The organism is Naumannella cuiyingiana, assembly GCF_013408305.1.
Classification (GTDB): Bacteria; Actinomycetota; Actinomycetes; order Propionibacteriales; family Propionibacteriaceae; genus Naumannella; species Naumannella cuiyingiana.
The window spans coordinates 2540803-2561206 of sequence record NZ_JACBZS010000001.1 but is presented as its reverse complement, the minus strand read 5'-3'; the positions used below and the strand labels follow the sequence as shown (position 1 = coordinate 2561206).

The 20404-nt window shown below is 71.6% G+C and carries 16 protein-coding genes; 5 read left to right on the top strand and 11 right to left on the bottom strand.

Annotated features, from left to right (window positions below; all coding sequences use genetic code 11):
- Nucleotides 1-66: 66 nt before the first annotated feature.
- From GGQ54_RS11940 to GGQ54_RS11930, 3 genes are all read left to right on the top strand, one after another.
- Nucleotides 67-477 (top strand): MarR family winged helix-turn-helix transcriptional regulator, encoded by a 411-nt coding sequence (locus tag GGQ54_RS11940; RefSeq protein WP_179445586.1) that lies wholly within the window; start codon nt 67-69, stop codon nt 475-477.
- 152 nt (nt 478-629) lie between these two features.
- Nucleotides 630-1199, top strand: a complete 570-nt coding sequence (locus GGQ54_RS11935) for a TasA family protein (RefSeq protein ID WP_179445585.1) — start codon at nt 630-632, stop codon at nt 1197-1199.
- 63 nt (nt 1200-1262) lie between these two features.
- Complete coding sequence (locus tag GGQ54_RS11930) at nt 1263-2615, top strand: LamG-like jellyroll fold domain-containing protein (protein ID WP_179445584.1); 1353 nt, start codon at nt 1263-1265, stop codon at nt 2613-2615.
- 1 nt (nt 2616) lies between these two features.
- Here the strand turns inward: GGQ54_RS11930 and GGQ54_RS11925 are convergent, their stop codons facing one another.
- The 6 genes from GGQ54_RS11925 to GGQ54_RS11900 all read right to left on the bottom strand — a co-directional run bounded on the left by GGQ54_RS11925 (nt 2617) and on the right by GGQ54_RS11900 (nt 7231).
- The gene (locus tag GGQ54_RS11925; protein WP_179445583.1) at nt 2617-3543 is read right to left on the bottom strand and encodes a Ppx/GppA phosphatase family protein; all 927 of its coding nucleotides are present in this window, start codon (nt 3541-3543) and stop codon (nt 2617-2619) included.
- Nucleotides 3540-4049, bottom strand: a complete 510-nt coding sequence (locus GGQ54_RS11920) for a DUF501 domain-containing protein (RefSeq protein ID WP_179445582.1) — start codon at nt 4047-4049, stop codon at nt 3540-3542. The genes GGQ54_RS11925 and GGQ54_RS11920 overlap by 4 nt, the downstream gene beginning before the upstream one ends.
- Complete coding sequence (locus GGQ54_RS11915) at nt 4046-4591, bottom strand: septum formation initiator family protein (RefSeq protein WP_179445581.1); 546 nt, start codon at nt 4589-4591, stop codon at nt 4046-4048. The genes GGQ54_RS11920 and GGQ54_RS11915 overlap by 4 nt, the downstream gene beginning before the upstream one ends.
- Before the next feature lie 163 nt (nt 4592-4754).
- On the bottom strand, nt 4755-6038 hold the full coding sequence (gene eno / locus GGQ54_RS11910; protein WP_179445580.1) for a phosphopyruvate hydratase: 1284 nt from the start codon (nt 6036-6038) through the stop codon (nt 4755-4757).
- Nucleotides 6039-6079: 41 nt separating this feature from the next.
- Nucleotides 6080-6658, bottom strand: coding sequence for a nucleoside triphosphate pyrophosphohydrolase (locus tag GGQ54_RS11905; RefSeq protein ID WP_179446584.1), 579 nt, complete (start codon nt 6656-6658; stop codon nt 6080-6082).
- A 48-nt stretch (nt 6659-6706) separates the two neighbouring features.
- Complete coding sequence (locus GGQ54_RS11900; protein WP_179445579.1) at nt 6707-7231, bottom strand: peptidylprolyl isomerase; 525 nt, start codon at nt 7229-7231, stop codon at nt 6707-6709.
- A 218-nt stretch (nt 7232-7449) separates the two neighbouring features.
- On the opposite strand from GGQ54_RS11900, the gene GGQ54_RS11895 reads away from it, so the two are divergent.
- Nucleotides 7450-8505, top strand: coding sequence for a M23 family metallopeptidase (locus tag GGQ54_RS11895; protein ID WP_179445578.1), 1056 nt, complete (start codon nt 7450-7452; stop codon nt 8503-8505).
- Between the two features lie 81 nt (nt 8506-8586).
- Here GGQ54_RS11895 and mfd read toward each other — a convergent pair whose 3' ends face one another.
- A complete protein-coding gene (gene mfd, locus GGQ54_RS11890) occupies nt 8587-12186 on the bottom strand; it encodes a transcription-repair coupling factor (RefSeq protein WP_179445577.1) in 3600 nt (1199 codons plus the stop codon).
- 63 nt (nt 12187-12249) lie between these two features.
- On the opposite strand from mfd, the gene GGQ54_RS11885 reads away from it, so the two are divergent.
- Nucleotides 12250-13353, top strand: a complete 1104-nt coding sequence (locus GGQ54_RS11885; protein ID WP_179445576.1) for a hypothetical protein — start codon at nt 12250-12252, stop codon at nt 13351-13353.
- A gap of 7 nt (nt 13354-13360) precedes the next feature.
- On the opposite strand, the gene GGQ54_RS11880 is transcribed toward GGQ54_RS11885, so the two are convergent.
- The 4 genes from GGQ54_RS11880 to benA are packed head-to-tail and all read right to left on the bottom strand — an operon-like array spanning nt 13361 to nt 20337.
- Nucleotides 13361-16069, bottom strand: a complete 2709-nt coding sequence (locus GGQ54_RS11880) for a helix-turn-helix transcriptional regulator (protein WP_179445575.1) — start codon at nt 16067-16069, stop codon at nt 13361-13363.
- Nucleotides 16070-16124: 55 nt separating this feature from the next.
- Nucleotides 16125-18329 carry a benzoate 1,2-dioxygenase electron transfer component BenC gene (gene benC, locus GGQ54_RS11875; protein WP_179445574.1) on the bottom strand — a complete coding sequence of 735 codons (2205 nt, stop codon included), beginning with the start codon at nt 18327-18329 and terminating at the stop codon, nt 16125-16127.
- Nucleotides 18330-18361: 32 nt separating this feature from the next.
- Entirely contained in the window at nt 18362-18916 is a 555-nt protein-coding gene (gene benB, locus GGQ54_RS11870) for a benzoate 1,2-dioxygenase small subunit (protein WP_179445573.1), read from the bottom strand.
- Nucleotides 18917-18918: 2 nt separating this feature from the next.
- Nucleotides 18919-20337: a benzoate 1,2-dioxygenase large subunit gene (benA, locus tag GGQ54_RS11865; protein WP_179445572.1), complete on the bottom strand. Its 1419-nt coding sequence runs from the start codon at nt 20335-20337 to the stop codon at nt 18919-18921.
- Between the last annotated feature and the right edge of the window lie 67 nt (nt 20338-20404).

Here is a 20404-nt window from a genome sequence, read left to right as displayed (position 1 = left end):
TCGCAGGGGACATCGACGCCGAGCAGGAATGGCCGGCCGCCGGCATCTGCGGAGGTGCTCGGGTTCATGGATCAGGTCGGGCGGCTCGCGCTGGCCAATGAGCGGGTCCGCGCCACCCTGGCCAAGGAGATCAACCTCAGCCTGCACGAGTTCAACACCTTGTTGCACCTTGACCACGACGGTCCGGTGACCCCGAAGGACCTCGCGACCCGGCTGTCGATCACCACCGGCTCGGCGACGGCGCTCGTCGACCGGATGGTCGGGGCGGGCTATGTGAACCGCGAACCACACCCCGCCGACCGGCGCAGCATCCTGCTTCGGCTGACGCCCCGGGGCACCGACATCGTTCGCGGCGTCCGCGAGCGGTACGCCTCGGCGGCCGGCACCGCCTTCGACGGTCTCAAGCCCGAGCAGATCCGCGAGCTCGAGCGGTTCACGGCGGCCTTTGCCGACCAACTGCGCGCGTGGAAACCCTGACCCGCCCGGCAGCGAGGTCGCATCACCATCGAGTCACACTACTGACGAGTTGTTCGCCTATCGACTGACTTGATAGCCAAACTGTTTGGTTGTAGAGTCTCCTTCATCCGGGACGATCCCCGGCCACCCACGGCCCCCACGAAGGAGCGTAGATGCCCGTTTCCCCTCGCCTCGCCCGCGCCGCCAAGTTCGCTGTGATTCCGGCCGCCCTCGCGGTCAGCGGACTGCTGGTGGCGCAGAGCTCGTACTCGGCGTTCAGCGCCCGCACCGACAACCCGGGCAATTCCTGGGCCAGCGGGAGCGTTGCACTGACCGATGACGACAACGGCGTGGCCATGTTCGATGTGACAAACCTCAAGCCCGGTGACAGCGGCTCCAAGTGCCTGACCGTCACCTCGAACGGCTCACTGCCGTCCGATGTCCGGCTGTACGCCGAGGCGGGCGAGGCCACCAAGAACCTGGATCAGCACCTGTCGCTGAAGATCACCCAGGCCGCGTCGTGCGATGCGGCGACGAAGGACACGATCTTCGACGGCACGCTGAACGAGTTCCACACTTCCAAGACCAACTTCTCCACCGGCGCGGGCTCCTGGGCGACCGCCGGCGGCGAGGGCGAGAAGCAGGCCTACACCGTCGCCTACACGCTGAGCGACGACACCCCCAACTCCGCTCAGGGCGGGACCGCCAAGGTCAACTTCGTGTGGGAGGCGCAGAACCAGTAATCCCCCATCCCCCGGAACCGCTGGGCCATCTCGCAGCCGACCAGCCCTAGAGGACAAGCGATCATGTCACCCGACCGCACGGCACCGTCGTCACCGCGATTGGTGATCATGCTGCTCGCCCGGTTGCTGCTGGCCACCTGCGTGGGCCTGGCGTTCTGGGCCGTCGCGCCGATGATCCTCGGCTGGATGCCGACGACGGTGTCATCTGGGTCGATGGAGCCCGCGATCGTGACCGGCGACGTGGTGGTCACCAAACCCGCCGCGGCGGATGAGTTGGCTCCCGGTCAGGTTCCCCTGGTCACAGATCCCGACCACCCGGACAAGCTGCGCCTGCACCGCCTCGAGCGAGTCGAGGCCGACGGGCGACTGGTCCTGCGCGGCGACGCCAACCCGGCCGCCGACTCCACCCCGGTCTCCCCCGACGCGGTACGGGGTGTCGGGGTGTTGCGGATCCCGCTCCTCGGGCTGCCGGGCCTTTGGTGGCGCGCCGGGAACATCGGCGCCCTCGCCGGCTGCGTCGTCACTCTCGGCGTGCTGCTGCTGCTCGCCTCGGAAAAACCCCTGAGCCGCCGCCTCGGCATCGGCGCTGCCGCGTCCGGCGCCGCCGCGACCGTCCTGATCGCGACGACCGTCGTGCCCGCGTTCCGCCCGGCCTACGCGGGCTTCTCCGACACCACCCAGGCTTCGGGTTCCTTCGTCAGCGCACCAGGAATGACCTATCGCCAGCAGGTGCTGTCGGACAAGCCGCTCGTGTTCTGGGAGGGCGAGTCCGGCGACGCGACGCTGGACACCAGCGGCAACGGCCAGACCACCGACTACCACGGCATCACCACGGCGTCGCCGGGCTCGCACCCGAACAGTGATCAATCGTTCACGGTTGCCGGCGACACCAACTACAACGGCCCGCACATGACGCTGCAGCCGCGGATCCTCAACGCGGGACCGCGAGAGTTCAGCCTCGAGCTGTGGTTCAACAATCCCGTCGCCGGTCGCGGCGGCCGGATGATCGGTTTCGGGCTCTATCCGACCAACTACGACACCTACTACGACCGGGTCGTCTACATGACGACCAAAGGCACGGTCATCTTCGGCGTCGGCCCGTACGGTCCACACCGGATCGAGACCACCAAGCGATACGACGACGGGAAGTGGCACCACCTGGCCGCGACCCGCGCGAGTGACGGCACGATGCAGTTGATCATCGACGGCGAGAAGCTCAGCAAGCCGACCAGCGAGGTGCAGTACTACGACGGGTTCTGGCGCGTCGGCTGGGGCCAGCTGGACGGTTGGCCGGAGGAGCCGATGCCGCGCAACCTGCCCTTCCCGGGACGCCTGGACGACATCGCGATCTACGACAAGGCGCTGCCCGCAGCCCACGTCACCAGCCACTACGAGGCTGCGCTGGGCGAGGGCTGACTCAGCGCAGCAGCGCCGCAACCATCCCGTCCAGAATGTCGGACTCGCTGACCCGCAGGGTGTCCGTGCCGACCCTGCGCGCCAGCCGGTCCAGGATCAGCGCACCGCCGGCCAGCACCTCGGCGCGGCGCGGCGGGATCGGTCCCCGGTCGATCAGGTCGGCGATGGTGCTGGTCTCGATCTCCCGGCACACCAGGTGCAGCCGCTCGACCGAGATCTGCGCGCCGTGCACCCGCGACCGGTCGTAGCTGCCGAGGCCCATCGCGAGCGCGGCCACGCTGGTCGCCGTCCCGGCGACGCCGAGCCAGGTCCGCGCCGCACCAAGATCAATATCGGCCCCGTCGAGCTGCGCGTCGACCTCGGCCTCCGCGGCGGCGATCTCGTCGGGGGTGGGCGGGTTCCCGGGCATCAGCCGCTCGCGCAGGCGTACCGAACCGATGTCCAGCGACACCGCCTGCTCCACCCGGCCGGCGCGGCCCAGCACCAGCTCGGTCGAGCCGCCGCCGATGTCGGCCACCAGCGTCGGGTCCCGCACCTGCGCCGCTCCCGCGATCGCCCCGGCGAACGACAACCGGGCCTCCTCCTCGCCGGAGATGATCTCCGCCTCGACGCCCAGGCGCTCCCGCACCCCGGCGAAGAACTCCTCGCGGTTGCGCGCATCCCGCGCGGCCGACGTGGCGACGAACCGCGTCCGCTGCACGGGTACGCCGAAGCCGGCCACGATCTCGGCGTACTCTCCCGTGGCGGCCAGCGTGCGGGCCAGCGCGTCCGGGGCGAACTCCCCGGTCGCGTCCACGCCCTGGCCGAGCCGGACCAGCTCGAGCTGGCGGTGCAGCTCGACCGGCGCGCCGTCCTCGCCGGGCTCGGCGACCAGCAGCCGGATCGAGTTGGTGCCGCAGTCGATCGCCGCGACCCGCTCCGCGCTCATCGCCCGGCCTGCTCGACCAGGCACGGGCGGGCGAGCCAGTCGGCCAGCCGCTCGACGACCTCGTCACCGAGCGGATTCACGCCGGGACCCTTGGCCAGCGCGTGCGCGGCCAACACGTGCAGGCACTTCACCCGGTCGGGCATCCCGCCGGCCGACACGCCGGCAATCTCCGGCACCTCACCCAGCGCGGCCCGGTCGGCGAGATAGGACTCGTGCGCCGCCCGATAGCCCGCGGCCAGCTCCGCATCCTCGCCCAGCCGCCGGGTCATCTCGGCCATCAGGCCCGAGGCCTCCAGCGTCGAGCAGCCCGCGATCAGGCTCGGGCAGGTCAGGTAGTAGGTGGTCGGGAACGGCGTACCGCCCGGCAGCCGCGGCTCGGTCATGATCACCCCGGGGCGGCCGTCGTGGCAGCGCCACGCCACCCGCACGACGCCGCGGGGGCGCCGCTGCAACTGCGCCTCCACGACATCGGCGTCCGCCTCGGTGAAGGTGTCGGAGGCGCTCATCCGCCCTCGTCGTCAGTGGTGATCGGCGGCCGGTCGGCGGGATTCTCCGTCGGCTCGGGGGGCGGCGCGGGGTGATCGGCGGCCTCGATGCTGCCCCAGGCCTTGCCCCACCAGGGCACGACGGGCGGGAGGTCGCTCGCCGGGGTGCGCCGGTCGGAGTCGATGCTCGCGCCGATGCCCTGGCCGTCCGGCCCGATCACCCGGAAACCGGTCTCGCCGGGCACCACCCAGCCCAGCCGTTCCCGGGCCTGGGCGCGGACATAGTCCTCGTCCTGCCACCGCGACAGGTCGGCGTTCAGATCATCGATCGTCTGCTGGCGCCGCTCGGTCTCCAACTGCAGCGCGGCGATCTCGGCCTCCTGGTCCAGATAGATGCGCACGCTGTTGGCGTAGGAGATCATCAGCACCGCCAGCACCACCAGCAGCGCGATCGCCCGCGGGGTCACGCCGACACCGCCCGGCAGCGTCAGCCACGGCCGCCGCCGACCGTCCGGCGAGGCCGAACCCGTCGACCCCGCCGGCGCCTGCGGCGACGCGCTCACGGGCCGACGATCGGTCCCCGTCCGGCGGGCCCGCGTGCGGGTACGCGTCGGGCCGGAATTGTCCGGCCGCCCCGTGGGGCGACGCCTACTGGTGGGAGCCACTGATCCAGTTCACCATGCGCCCGGTGATCGGCGAGGTTCCCGCGCCGGGCGCCACCGGCCCTCAGCGGGCGCTGAAGCGCGGGAAGGCGGACGCGCCGGCATAGGTCGCGGCGTTCTCCAGATCCTCCTCGATCCGCAGCAGCTCGTTGTACTTCGCGACCCGCTCCGAACGCGCCGGGGCACCGGTCTTGATCTGTCCGCAGTTGGTGGCGACGGCCAGGTCGGCGATGGTGGTGTCCTCGGTCTCGCCGGAGCGGTGGCTCATCATCGCGTTCATCCCTGAGCGCTGGGCGAGGCTGACCGCGTCCAGGGTCTCGGTGAGCGTACCGATCTGGTTGACCTTCACCAGCAGCGCATTCGCGGCGCGCTTCTCGATGCCGGTACGCAGCCGCTCGACATTGGTCACGAACAGGTCGTCGCCGACGATCTGCACCTGCTGGCCGATCTTGGCATACAGCGCCGCCCAGCCGTCCCAGTCGTCCTCGGCCAGCGGGTCCTCGATCGAGACGATCGGGAAGTCGTTCAACCAGCCGGCGTAGATCTCGCCCATCTGCTCCGCGGTCTGCGGCTTTCCGTCGAACTGGTAGACCCCGTCGGTGAAGAACTCGGTGGCCGCGACGTCGAGGGCCAGCGCGATGTCGGTGCCGAGCTTCAGGCCCGTGGACGCGACCGCCTCGGCGATCAGCTCCAGCGCGGCGCGGTTCTGCGGCAGGTTCGGCGCGAAGCCGCCCTCGTCGCCGAGCCCGGTTGCCAGCCCCTTGGCCTTCAGTACCGACTTCAGCGCGTGGTAGACCTCCGCGCCCTGGCGCAGCGCCTCCCCGAAACTGGGCGCGCCGATCGGCGCGATCATGAACTCCTGGACGTCGACATCGGAGTCGGCATGCGCGCCGCCGTTCAGGATGTTCATCATCGGCACGGGCAGCACGTGGGCATTCGGGCCGCCGACATAGCGGTAGAGCGGCAGGTTGGCCGACTCGGCCGCGGCGTGGGCGACCGCCAGCGAGACACCGAGGATGGCATTCGCGCCGAGGTTCGCCTTGTTCGGCGTACCGTCCAGCTCGATCATCACCTCGTCGATGTAGCGCTGCTCCGACGCCTCATAGCCGACGATCTCCTCGCCGATCGTGTCGATCACGTTGTCGACGGCCTTCAGCACGCCCTTGCCGCCGTAGCGGGCCTTGTCGCCGTCGCGCAGTTCGACGGCCTCGAACTGGCCGGTCGAGGCGCCGCTCGGCACGGCCGCACGGCCGACCGAGCCGTCGTCGAGCAGGACCTCCACCTCGACGGTGGGGTTGCCGCGGGAGTCGAGGATCTCGCGGGCGTCAACGAATTCGATGGATGCCACGGGCAGGCCTTTCCGAGCGGGGTGCGGAGTCCGGCCTCAGCCTAGCGATCCGATTCGGCGGCGGCGATCCGGTCCTCGAGCTCGCGCAGCGCCCCGCGTACCGCCTGGTCGGCGTCGACGCCGCCGGCCTGCGCCCGCGCGACCAGGGCGAGGATCTGCTGCCCGACCTCCTCGGCCGTCACCGGTTCGGCAGGCAACTCGACGGGTACGCCGTGCGAGCGCGAGCGGGAGATCACCTTCTGCGCCCTGGCCAGCGCGGGCATCGGCGGGATGCCCTGCAGCGCCGAGGTGCGGCCCTTCTCGGCACGCTTGCGCTGCTCCCAGGTGGCGTGCAGATCCTCGGGCACGGCGCCGTCGCCGAACACATAGGGGTGGCGCCGGACCAGCTTGTCCGCGACCCCACCGGCGACCGCCTCGATGTCGAAGGCTCCGCGCTCGGTGGCGATCTCGGCGTGGAAGATCACCTGCAGCAGCAGGTCGCCCAGCTCCTCGCGAAGATCGGCATCGCCGCCCTCCTCGATCGCCTCGACGAGCTCATGACTCTCCTCGATCAGGTAGGAGACCAGGGATCGATGGGTCTGCTCGGCGTCCCACGGACACTCGGCGCGCAGCCGGTGCATCACGGCGACCAGCCGATCCAGTTGGCTCGGCGCCGGCTCGGTCACGGATCAGGCCGCGGCGGGCGCGGGCACCGACAGCGATCCGGTGCTGACACCGTCCAGGCCGCCGGTCTGGTAGCTCCACGAGCCGTAGGCCGGGTTGATCGTCAACGGCACCTGCTGGCTCAGCTCGAGATAGGCCGGCGCGCCGAGCTTCTGCTGCACCAGCGCGGGGTCGATCAGGTCGTCCAGGAAGTCGCGGGCGGCCGGGTCGGCAGCGAGCTGGGACAGGATCGGCGCGTTGGCGGTCGCGATGAACTTGGCCCGATCGTCGGGGGTGATCGTGGTGTTGGTGGCCGCGGCGACATCGTCGGCGATCTGGCCGCCGATCAGCGTGGCGGCGACGGCGCGGGTCGAGACCGCCCCGGGCTCGGCCTGCAGCGCACGCTCGACGACGGCGGTCGCTTCCGACAACTCGCCCGTGGTGATCCGCTGACCGCCGACATCGGCGACGGTGGCCGGCGAGCCGGCACAGCCTGCCACCCCGAGCATCGCCACGATCATCACGGCCACTGCGGCCAGGCGCTTGGTCATCGTTCTCCTTCGCTCACGCATCCGCACGGCATGGTACGCGACCCCGCGCAGCCGCCTCACCATCGCGGTACTGCCGCCACCATTCGCCGGGTCCGCCCGCCCGATCGGCGCGTCGGTCCAGTCCAGCGCTTAATCGATTGCCACCGCGCGTGCGTGCGGCGCTTGATCAGATCCAGCAGGTCGCCGGCAGGGCGACCGCCCTCATGAAAGGTCCCGTCATGTCTTCGATCCGACACTCGTCTGCGCCCGATCCCGCGCACTCGCGCGGCGCACGACTCGCGCTCGTCGTCGGCGCTCTCGCCGCGCTGGGCGTGCCACTCCTCGTCGCCGGTCCCGCCGCGGCCGACGACACGGACCTGATCGACCGCGAGAACGTCTCGCTGCGTACCGAGGACGCGGTCACCGTCCCCGGCGCCGAGGCCCTCGGCGAGGAGGTGCTTGCACAGGTGCTCGAGCGCACCGGCGGCGCGGGCACCCCGGGCGAACGCCTGGAGCGCCTGGCCGGACAGGGCAGCGACGTCCAGGTCCGGGTCAGCGCCGCCACCGGTGACTGGGCCGAGGGGGTCAGCGTGGTCACCGCGCAGGCCGGGGTGGACGCGATGCCGGAGGCCTGGGTCTACCTGGCCCGGCAGGTCGACGGCCGCTGGACCGTCGCGCTCGAGGGCGACCCGCAGTTCGCCGACTTCGCGACCGAGAGCGCAACCCTCGACGACGAGGCGCGCGACACGCTGAGTGGGTACGCCCGGGGCGCGCGGGTCCCGGCCGGGACCACCTCGACCGACCTGGGGATGCAGTTCCCGGTGAAGAAGGGCACCTGGTTCAACCTGACCGGCGGCCCGCACGGCTGGAGCGGGAGCGGCGCCGAGCCGCAGAGTTCGATCGACCTCTCCGGCAGCGACGGCACCGTCCGCAGCGCGCGCGGCGGGCGGGCCTATGTGGTGTGCTCGGGCATGACCCGGGTGATCCACAACAACGGCTTCTCGACTGACTACTACCACATGTGGAACCAGAAGAACCTGAACGGCGGCATCGGTCAGGACGTCGTGCTCGGCACCCAGGGCACCAACGTCACCTGCGGTGGCATCGCGCGCGGCGCGCACTTGCACTTCGCGATCCGCAGCTACTCCGACCCGAACGCGGCCGGGAAGTACGTGGACTGGAACGGCTACCGGATCAACAACCACGAGATCACCGGCGGCAACTACTCCGGCAAGACGGTCGACGTGACCAACGGCAACGTGAACTACACGCCCGCCCGCACCTACAACTACTGATCAACATCCCGGAGCCGCCGGGCCGGCAGCGCGTCCGGCCCGGCGGCGGGTGGTTCGGACTGGGCGAGCTGGGGCCCGGGTTCAACCCGCGACGGGCGCCAGTACCGGCGCCAGGATGTCCTCGACCACCCCGGTCGCCCAGCGCAGCAGCTCGTCGTCGGTCGGCGGCGGGCCGCCGACCCGCTCGGCCTGCGGCCGCGGGACCAGGATGATGCCGGTCTGTTCCTTGATCACCGAACGCGGGTGCAGCCGCTTCAGCCGCAGCGTGCGCGATTCGGGCAGGTGCACGGGGGCGAATCGGATGTAGTTGCCCTGCGCCACCACCTCGGTCAGCCCGGCCGCGCGCGCCGCGAGCCGGAACCGGGCCACCTCGATCAGCGTCAACACCGGCCCGGTCGGCTCGCCGTAGCGGTCCGTCAGCTCGGCCACCACGGCCGCCAGATCCTCCGGCGTGCGGGTCTCGGCGAGCCGCTTGTACATCTCCAGCCGCAGCCGCTCGGTCTCGATGTAGTCCTCCGGCAGGCGGGCGTCGACGGGCAGCTCGATGCGTACCTCCGGCTCCGGCTCGCCGCCCTCGCCGCGGAAATCGGCGACGGCCTCGCCGACCAGCCGGATGTAGAGATCGAAACCGACATCGGCGATGTGCCCGGACTGCTCGCCGCCCAACAGATTGCCGGCGCCGCGGATCTCCAGGTCCTTCATCGCGATCTGCATCCCGGCGCCGAGGTCGGTGTGCGCGGCCATCGTGGCGAGTCGATCATGGGCGGTCTCGGTCAACGCCCGCTCCGGCGGGTAGAGGAAGTAGGCATACCCGCGCTCGCGGCCGCGGCCGACGCGACCGCGCAACTGGTGCAACTGCGACAGCCCGAGCAGGTCGGCGCGCTCGATGATCAACGTGTTCGCGGTGGAGATGTCCAGGCCGGCCTCGACGATCGTGGTGCACACCAGCACGTCGGCGCGGCGCTCCCAGAAGTCGACCATCACCTGCTCCAGCTTCGACTCGCCCATCTGGCCGTGCGCCGTCGCGACCCGCGCCTCCGGGACCAGCTCGGCGATCCGCCTGGCGGTCTTCTCGATCGACTGGACCCGGTTGTGGATGTAGAAGACCTGGCCCTCGCGCATCAGCTCGCGCCGGATCGCTGCGGCCACCTGCGCCTCGTCGTAGGGCCCGGCGAAGGTCAGCACCGGGTGCCGCTCCTCCGGCGGGGTGGCGATGGTGGACATCTCCCGGATGCCGGTGATCGCCATTTCGAGGGTACGCGGGATCGGCGTCGCCGACATGGCGAGCACGTCGACATCCATCCGCAGCCGCTTCAGGGCCTCCTTGTGCTCGACGCCGAAGCGCTGCTCCTCGTCGATGATCACCAGCCCGAGATCCTTGAACGAGACCTCGCCGCCGATCAGCCGGTGGGTGCCCACGACGACATCGATCGAGCCGTCGGCGATGCCCTCGCGGACCTTCTTCGCCTCCGCCTCGGACTGGAAGCGGCTGAGCGCGGCGACCTTGACCGGGAAGCCGGCGTACCGGTCGGCGAAGGTGGCGTGGTGCTGCTGCACCAGCAGCGTCGTCGGCACCAGCACGGCGACCTGCTTGCCGTCCTGGACCGCCTTGAACGCCGCGCGGACCGCGATCTCGGTCTTGCCGTAGCCGACATCGCCGCAGATCAGCCGATCCATCGGCACCACCTGCTCCATGTCCTGCTTGACCTCGGTGATCGCGCCGAGCTGGTCGGGCGTCTCCACGTAGTTGAACGCATCCTCCAGCTCGCGCTGCCAGGTCGTGTCCGGGCCGAAGGCATGCCCGCGGGTCGCCTGCCGGGCGGCGTAGAGCTTGATCAACTCCGCCGCGATCTGGCGTACCGCCTTGCGGGCGCGGCCCTTGCGCTTGGCCCAGTCCGCGCCGCCCATCCGGTCCAGGCTCGGGTTCTCCCCGCCGACGTAGCGGGTCACCTGGTCGAGGGAGTCCATCGGGACGAACAACCGGTCGCCCGGCTGGCCACGCTTGGACGGGGCGTATTCGATCACCAGGTACTCCCTGGTCGCGCCCTGCAGGCTGCGCTGCACCATCTCCACGTAACGGCCCACGCCGTGCTGTTCGTGCACGACCGCATCGCCCGGCGTGAGCTGCAGCGGGTCGATCTGGTTCTTGCGCCGGCTCGGCATCCGCCGCTGCGACTTGTCCGCATTGCGCTGCCCCGACAGGTCCGCCGCGGTGAAGACGGCCAGATTGGCCGCCTCGGCGACGAAGCCCGCGCGCAGGTCCGCGATGATCACGTTGACCACGTCGCCGGCCAGCTCGCCGGCTTCCGGGCCCTCGGCCGGCGCAAGCCGGGCCGCGATGTCGTGCTCGCCCAGCAGCTCGACCATCCGCTTCGCCAGCCCGGCCCCCTCGGCGGCCAGGGCCACCCGCCAGCCCGCCGCGAGCGCGTTGCGGATGTCGGCAACCGCGGCGTCCACGTCGCCGCGCCACGGCTCGACCGCGCGCGCCCCGACCGATCTGCTCCGCACGCCGCCGATCTCGCCGACACCGGACAGATCGACGACCTCGCCGTCCTCGGTACGGACCGGCTCGTCGTCGGCCTCCCCCGGACCGGCGGCGAACGGGCTCAGCGTCCACCACGCCAGCCCCCGATCCAACGCCTCGCGACGGACGTCGCCGAGGTCGCGGTACGCCGAGGCGGCCAGGTCGATGGGCGCTCGCCCGCCGGCCGCGGCCGCCTGCCAGGAGGTCGCCAGGAACTCCTCGCTCATCGTCACCAGGTCGGCCGCCCGGCCGCGGATCAGCTCCGGGTCGGCGACCAGCACCAGCGTGTCGTCGGGCATCGCGTCGATCATCAGCTCCATGCCGTCGACCAGCGCCGGCGCCAGCGACTCCATCCCCTCGACGGCATGCCCCTGGGCGATCCGTTCCAGCATCTCCGCCAGCTCGGGATGATCATCGATCAGCGCGGCGGCGCGAGAGCGTACCTGCTCGGTGATCAACATCTCCCGGCACGGGGAGGCGATCAGCTCGGCGACCGGCTCGCCCGAGCTGCGCTGGTCGGCGACGGTGAAGGTCCGGATCTCCTCCACGGTGTCGCCGAAGAAGTCGATCCGCAGGGGGTGTTCCTCGGTCGGCGGGAACACGTCGACGATCCCACCGCGGATCGCGAACTCGCCGCGTCGCTCGACCAGGTCCACCCGGGTGTAGGCGGCCGCGACCAGATCGCGGGCAAGATCATCGGGATCGTACTCGGCCCCGCTGATCACCCGCACCGGGCGCATCTGGGCCAGCCCCCTCACCTGCGGCTGCAGCAACGAGCGGACCGGTGCGACGACCACCCGCGGTGCGGGGAGTTGATCATTGCCGGCCAGCCGGCGGAGCACCGACAGACGACGGCCTACGGTGTCGGAGCGCGGGCTGAGTCGCTCGTGCGGCAGGGTCTCCCAGGCCGGGTAGTAGGCGACCTCGTCGGCCCCGAGCATGCTGGCCAGCGTCGCCGCCTGCTCCTCGGCCTCCCGATAGGTGGAGGTGACCAGCAACACGGGCCGGGTGGTCGCCAGCGCGGCCGCCAGGAACGGGCGCAGCGCGGCCGGACCGGTCAGGTCGAGCGCATCGACGGTACGCGAACGGGCGCCCTCGACCGCGCTGGAGATGGCGGGATCGGACGCGACGGCGGACACGAGAGCGGACAGGCTCACCGAGTCAGCCTAGCGCGGGCCACCGACCCGCGCGGACGCTAGCCTCGGGCGCCGGAGGTGCCCGTGACGACATTCGACACCCGACCGCTGACGGATCCGGTCGACCCCGCGGAGGTGGCGCGGTTCCGGACCGAGATGACCCGTTCCGGCGACCCGCGCTGGCGCCCGCCCAACCCGTTCCGGTCGGTCATCATGATCGCGGTGATCGTGGTCTTCGGGTCCCAGGTGATGTTCACCTGGAGCACGATGGCGATGGGCCGGATGGGTCCGGTCGGTTGGCTGCCGGTCCTCGCCGTCCTCGGCGTGATCGCGGCCGTCGGATTCCGGGCCCTGCGCGGCCGGGGCGGCCGCACCTGGCCCACCCACCTGCGGCTGTCCCGCTTCGCCCGGGCGAACGGCATGCAGTACTCGCCGCGCTCGAATCCCGCGGGCTTCCCGGGACTGATCTTCGGCCTCGGGCACGACCAGCGGGCCGAGCAGCACGTTTACGCGATGGCCGGACCCGTCGCCGACTGCGGCACCCACTTCTACGTCACCGGCTCGGGCAAGAACCGGCGCGAGCATCGCTGGCAGTACGCCGCGATCAGGCTCGAGTCCGCCCTGCCGCACATGCTGTTGGACGCGAAGGCGAACAACGGCTTCGGCAGCAACCTGCCGGTCAGCTTCACCGGCGACCAGCGGCTCTCCCTCGGCGGTGAGTTCGACCGGCACTTCGACCTGTACTGCCCCGCCGAGTACGGCTTCGACGCCTACTACGTGTTCACCCCGGACCTGATGGCGCACCTGATCGACCGCACGCATGCCTTCGACGTCGAGGTGGTCGACAACTGGATGTTCCTCTACACCCGCTTCGAACTGCCGGTCACCGATCCGGCGACCTGGCAGCGACTCGCCGCGATCCGCGACACGGTCGCCCGGCAGTTGCGGGACCGGTCGCGGACCTACCGCGACCGCCGCCTCGCGGCCGGTCCGCGCGCTGCCGCGCCCCCCGTCGCCAGGCCGCCCGCCGCGTTGGCCGGGACGCCCGCCGTCGCGGCGCCCCCGACCATCGCGCCGCAGGGCCGGCGGCTGCGCCGACGCTTCCGCTGGAGCTTCGTGGTGGTGGCCGTAATCCTCTTCGCGGTCTGGCTGTTCGGCGTCGTGGGCATGGAGGCGATCGTCCCGTGAGCCGCGCTCACCCGTCCGCCTCGGAATAGTGGGCGGCGAGCTCGGCCCGGCCGCGCAGGCCGAGCTTGGTGTAGATCCGGGTCAGGTGATACTCGACGGTCTTGACCGAGACGAACAACTCCTCGCTCGCCTCCCGGTTGGTCGCGCCGCTCGCGACCAGTCCCGCAACGGTCCGCTCCTGCGGGGTCAGCGCGGCCAGCACCAGCGGCCGGCGGGTGCCGAGCCCGGCCGCGCGGAGCTCGCGGTCGGTACGCAGCAGCATCGGCTGCGCGGCCAGGCCGGCGTACAGCTCGCGGGCCTCCCCGAGCGCACCGACGGCCTCCTTGCGCTTGCCCGCCCGACGCAGCATCTGGCCGAGCGAGAGGCTGATCGACGCGCGCAGGACCGGTCGCGTGAGCTGGTCCAACTGCCCCAGCGCGGCCGCGTGCGCGGCCCGCGCCTCGTCGAGCCGACCCCGCGCCGCCAGCCAACGGCCGCGGACCTCCCCCAGCCGGCCCAGCGACGTCCGGTGGCCGCGGGCCGCCGCGCGCTCCTCGTGCGGGCGCAGGAACACATCGGCACGCTCCAGCTCGCCGGTCGCGACGAGCGCGGAGGCCCAGGCGTGTTGCCACGGCCAGCAACCGGGCTCGTCGATGTCGCGGCGCCCGGCGAGTTCGGCGACCGGTTCCAGGGCACGCAGCACTCCCGGATGATCACCGCGTACCTCGGCGACCTGCGCGCGGGCCAGCGCCGCCGGGATCAGCGCGCAGGCGTACTCCCGCGGCACCGACCCGGCCGCGCGCAGGTGGCGTTCCGCGCGCTCGGTCGCGCCGCGCAGCGCATGCACCCGGGCCGCGCTCCAGTGCAACAGCGGGGCCTGCAGGTCGAGGCCCGAGCGTTGCAGCAGCGGCACCCGGCGCTCGACCGTTTCCAGGGCGGCGTCCCATTCGCCGAGCTCGTACAGGACCCGGGCCAGCCAGCCATGGGCCCACAGCGAGATGCGCGCGGAGCCGCCCCAGGTGCGAATGGCCAACGCCCGCTCCAGGTCCTGGCGGGCCTCCTCGTGGGCGTCCTGCGTCATTCGCAACCAGCCCCGGCCCATCCGGGCGCGCTGGGCCTGGGCCCCGTCGGGGATCTCGGCCATCACCTGGGCATAGGCCTCCTCGGCCTCGGCGAGCCGGCCGGCGCCCAGATGGCCGAGGCCGTAGAGCACCTTCGTCTCGATCACCGCCGAGGCGGTCGCGCCACCGAACTCGAGTGCCCGCTCCGACCAGGCGACCAGCTCCTCCGGCCGCCAGTCGCACAGCGCGTGCAGCGCTCGACGCTGGCTGATCAGCGCGGCCGTCGCCGCGTCCGCCCCGACGGTGCCGGCGGAGCCGGACCAGGCACGCTCATAGAGCAGCTCGGCCTCGCGCGCCCGCCCCTGCAGCGCGGTGAGATAGCCGATCACCGCATCCCGGCGGGCGACCGGGGTGAACCCCTCGATCTCCGGCGACAGCGCCGCAGCGGCGGGCAGATCCCCGGCCGAGACCAGCGCATCGACCGCGCGCAGCAGACACTCGGCCGGATCTCCGGCGATCCGGCTGACCATGATCAACATCTCGGCAGCGTCGGACCAGGCGCCGGCCAGCGCGAGCTGCTCCGCGCGCCGGATCACCGATGCGGCGAGCTCGTCGTCGCGCCCGACGGTCGCCAGGACGCGGTGCAACAGGCCGCGGTCGGCACCGAGCACCCCACCCGCCTGCCGGTGCCACCGCACGCGCCGGGTCAGCGGTACGCGGTCGCGGACGGCGGCAAGCCCGAGCGGGCTGGCGAACTCGATCCGTCCGTCGACGTGGGGACACAGGATCCCCGCGCCCACCGCCCGGTCGATCGTCGGCAACAGCGCGGCCGCGGCGCCGGACCCGGCCGCCGCGAGCAGCATGGCCAGCTCGTCGCCCGATGTGCTCCGCCCGACCGCGCACAGCGTCGCGGCCGCCTCGGCCAGTTCGGTCACCTCCGGGGGCTCGCCGGCCAGCGCTCGGCGGAACGCTGCGACGACGGAACGCGGCGCCGGTAGTGGCACCCGGGGGTCGTCCCACAGCGAGTGCCGCGAGTCCAGCAACTCGATGATCGGCCCGGGACAGCCGGCCGTGTGCCGGGCCAGCCGACCCGCGCCGTACCCGCCGATGGCCCGCCCGCGCGAGGCGGCCAGGGATGCCACATCGGCCGGGCCCAGCCCGGCCACGGCGATCGCCGTGTCGGCATGCGCGGCGCGCACCTCGGCGAGGCCGACCGGCCAACGTTCGGGGTCACCCGAGGCGACCAGGACGACCAGCACGGGCGCCGCGAGCCGGCGTACCGCACTGGACAGCGCCCGCAGCGAGGCGGTGTCGGCGTGCTGCGCGTCCTCGACGACGTGAGCGACCGGCCCGTCCGCGGCCGGCTCGGCGCAGCGCGCGGCGAGCCAGGCGGCCGCGGCATCGGGATCGGTCGCGGGATCCGGATGAGGCGCCCCGGCGGCGATCCCCGCGAGCAGGCTCGACTCCCAATGCACGGCGGCACGGCGGATCACCCGGGGTGCGGGCTCCTCGGCCAGCGCCGCGTCGACGAGCGCGCTGGTGCCGACGCCGGCGGGGCCGTGCACCACGACCAACGCGGGCTCGCCGCCGCCGACCCGGGCCAGGACGGCTCGCAGCGCGGCCAGCTCGGCTCCCCGGCCGATCAGTCCGGCGGCGTCACCGGGCTGTGCTGACATGTCGGCACTGTAGTTGTCCCCACGCGGCGACGGGGCAGCTCCACGCACCGGCGCCTCAGCCGAGATCGCCACCGGCGACCGGTAGCACCGAGCCGGTGATGTAGGAGGCCTCGTCCGAGGCCAGGAAACAGATCGCGGCGGCCTGTTCGTCGAGCGTGCCATAGCGATGCAGCAGCGAACTCGCGGTGGTCTGCTCGACGATCGCGGCGTACCAGTCCCGCTCGGTCTCGGTCGCCGGCGCCGGGCCCCGCGGGATCCGCCGCGGCGGCGCCTGGGTGCCGCCCGGGGCGGTCGCACTGACCCGAATCCCGTGCGGTGCGAGCTCCATCGCCAGCGACGCGGTGATCGCGTTCACCCCGCCCTTGGCCGCCGCATAGGGCACCCGGTGCACCCCGCGGGTGGCGACGGAGGAGACGTTGACGATGACCCCGCCACCGGCGTCGATCATGGCCGGCGCGACAGCGCGACAACCCCACAGGGTCGGCATCAGCGAACGGTTCAGCTCCGCGACGATCTCGGCCGGCGTGTAGTGCTGGTACGGCTTGGCCCAGATCGTGCCGCCGACCGTGTGGATCGCGACATCGATGCGCCCGTGCCGGGCCAGGGCGGCATCGACGGCGGCGGTGGCGCCCTGCCAGGTCTCCAGGTCGGCGAGCACCGGATCGGCCGCCGCCTGGGCCCCCGCGAGCTCGTCGACCAGCTCGTGCAGCACCTCGGAGCGGTCGGCCAGCACGAGGTCGGCACCCTCGGCCGCGAGCCGGCGGGCGACCGCCGCGCCGATGCCCTGGGCGGCGCCGGTCAGCAGCACGACCCGGTCGGCGAAGCGACCCGGGTGCGGGGTCACCGGTTTGGGGGTACGCCGTCGCCGCGGCGCGACCAGCGGCGCCCGGTCGGCGGCGGCGAAGACGGCCTGACCGGCGATCGCCCGCGCGGCGACGGCCTCGGCGCGTCGGTCGAGCGGGCGCGCTGCACCGGGCGCCGGCCCGAGGTCGCGGGCGGCGAACCGGAAACGATGCAGCTCACGCGCCTCGGCGCACCCCGCGGCCATCCCGCCGCCGGTCGGCGCGCCGGACCAGATGGGCCTCCGGTCGTCCGGCGCCAGCATCCGCTGCCCGGCGAGCCGGTGCGCCTGATCGGGATCGGGAACGGTGGCGATGCGGGCGGCCACGCGCGGGCGGGCCGCGGGCGCGTGCGGGGCCGGCTCCGCCGCGGGCGGATCTGCCGGAGTCGGCTCGGCCGGAGCCGCGCCGTGGGCCCGTCCGACGGTGAACTTCTCGAAATGGAAGCTGGCGGGGGCGATGCCCTGCTCGTCCAGCCAGCCGCGGACGGCCTCGACCATCGGCGGCGGGCCGCACAGATAGACATCGACATCGCCACCGGCCAGGTGCTCGGCGTCGATCAGGCTCATCACGTAGCCCTGGTTGGGGGCGGTGGTCCGCTCGTCGGCGACGCACCAGTCGAAGGTCAGGTTCTCGATCCGCTCGGCGAAGTCGGCAAGATCGGCCAGGTGGACGACATCGTCGTCGGTGGTGGCGCCGTAGACCAGGTGCACGGGGTGTTCGGGCGGCTTGGCCGCCAGCGTGTGCAACATGGCCAGGATCGGCGCCAGACCGGTGCCGCCGGCAAGCAGCAGGGCACGCCGCTTGACGGGCCGCAGGTAGAAGGAGCCGAGGGGCCCGCTGAACTCCAACCGGTCGCCCGGCCGCGCGCGCTCGCTGACCCAGGTCGACATCGCCCCGCCCGGGGTGATCTTGATCAGAAAGGACAGCTCGGCGGAGTCGGCGGCATTGCTGAACGAATAGGAGCGCACCTGGTCGGTGCCGGGCACGGTGATGTTGACGTACTGCCCGGGCTGGAAGGTCAGCCGCTCCCGGTCGGCCATGGTGATCTTCAGCCCAACCGTGGTCGGCGAGTGGCGGATCACCTCGGCCACCTCGCCGCGCCAGCTCTGCGTACCCGTCTTCGCCAGCTCCGAGGTCGAGGAGATCTGCAGGACCAGATCGGACAGCGGTTTCATCTGGCACGGCAGGCAGAACCCGGCCGCGGCCTCGTCGCGGCTCAGCGCGTCGTCGATGAAGAATCCCGGGTCGAACTCGCCCGCATCGCATTTGGCCTTGCAGGTCCCGCAGGCGCCGTCGCGGCAGTCGAACGGGATGTTGATCCGGGCCCGGTACGCCGCATCGGCGATGGTCATGTCGGGATCGCAGTCGATGGCGCGACTGACCCCGTCCTCGAAGTTGAGCACCACCTGATGGCTCATGATCACTCCTCCCGGTCGTCGATCGCTGCCGATCAGATGTGGTAGACGTCCACCACGTGGTGGATGTAGTCGTTCTTCAGCACCACGGTCTTCCGTCGGATCAGCGGCGCATCGCCGGAGAAGTCGATCGTGTAGAAAGACGTGCCGTAGTAGGGATCGACGGTGTGGTAGCGGAAGTACATGGTGTGCCAGTTGAACCGCACATCCACGAGCGGGCCACGCTGCTCGATGATCTCCACATTGGTGATGTTGTGGCTGGTCCGCGGCTCCGGCAGGCTGGTCGCGCTGGAGCGCTCGGTGCGGATCCGGAAGACGCGATCCTCCAGGCCCGCCCGGTTGGCGTAGTAGATCAGCGACAGCTCGTTCGCCGGATCGGTGGTGAGCTCGTCGTCGTCGGCCCAGGCCGGCATCCAGAACTCCGCATCCTCGGCGTAGCACTCCACCCACTGTTCGAAGAGCCGATCGTCGAGATAGCGCGCCTCCCGATAGAGGAACTGCTCCACCTCGCGCGGGTCGATCACCCGCGTCGGCACCGTGCGCTCCGGCGCGGCATCCGTTTCCTCGGGCGCCGTCAGCGTGCTGGTCATGATCACACCCTCCGTCCGTTGCTGATCAGCTCGACCGGCCCGCGATCGGGTGCGGGCCGGGTGGCGGCGCGCTCGCGCTCGGCGGCGGCGCCGCGGCGTACCTGTTCCAGCCAGTAGGTGTGCTGGATCGGGAACAGGCCCTCGTCCTCGTTGCGGACACCGCAGGACAAGACGTCGTGCATGCCGAGACTGGTGGCCAGCTCGTCGGGGCCCGTGTGCCAGTGCACCGCGCCGCGACTCATGTCGTTCCAGCGCGCGGCGCGGGCGAGGAAGGTCTTCTGACAGGAGCGGAACTCCTCCAGGTCGTCCGGGGTGGCCATCCCGCTGGCGTTGAAGAAGTCCTCGTACTGGCGGATCCGGGCCGTGCGCGCGGCCTGGCTCTCCCCCTTCGGCGCGATGCAGTGGATGGTCACCTCGGTCCGGTCCGGCGAGATCGGGGTGAACCGACGGATCTGGGTGGAGAACTGATCCATCAGATAGACATTCGGGTAGAGGCACAGGTTCCGGGAACCGCGCACCATGAAGTCGCCCTTGGCCTCGCCGAACTGCTCGATCAGCTCCTCGCGCCGGTCCCACAGCGGCCGGTCCTGCGGATTGGCCGTCCAGGTCCACAGCGCCAGATGCCCGTTGTCGAAGGAGAAGTAGCCGCCTCCCTGCTTGCCCCACTTTCCCGCATCGACCGCCTTGGTGTCGTTCTTGGACTCACCGGTCCCGCGCCTGCTGGTGGTGGCCGCATAGTTCCAGTGGGTGGCGGTGACGTGGTAGCCGTCCGCGCCATTCTCTGCCTGCACCTTCCAGTTGCCGTCAAAGGTGTAGGTCGAGGAGCCGCGCAGCACCTCCAGGCCCTCGGGGGACTGGTCGACCAGCATGTCGATGATCAACCGGGTATCGCCCAGGTGCTCGGCGAGCGGTGCCACGTCGGGGTTCAGGCTGCCGAACAGGAACCCCCGGTAGCTCTCGAAACGCGCGACCTTGGTCAGGTCGTGCGAGCCGTCGGTGTCGAAGCTCTCCGGATAGCCGGCGCCGTCGGGGTCCTTGACCTTGAGCAGCTTGCCGTCGTTGCGGAACGTCCAGCCGTGGAAGGGGCAGGTCAGGGTGATCCGGTTGTCGGTCCTGCGGCGGCACAGCATCGCGCCGCGGTGGGTGCACGCGTTGATCAGACAGTTCAGCGTGCCGTCCTTGGACCGGGTGATCACGATGGGCTGCCGGCCGATCGAAGTCGTGTAGTAGTCGCCGGCTTCGGGGACCTGCGACTCGTGGGCGAGAAAGATCCAGTTCCCCTCGAAGATGTAGGTCATCTCCAGCTCGAACAGTTCCTCGTCGGTGAAGATCCGCCGGTCGATCCGGTACGCCCCGGTGGACGGGTCGTCGACCACGACATCGGACAGATCGATGTCGAGGTCCGCGATGGGATGCGGCATGGCTCCTCCTGGGTGGCGTCGTCGGCACGGGTCCCGGTCAGCGGTCGGCGACCGCCCGGGCCTCAAC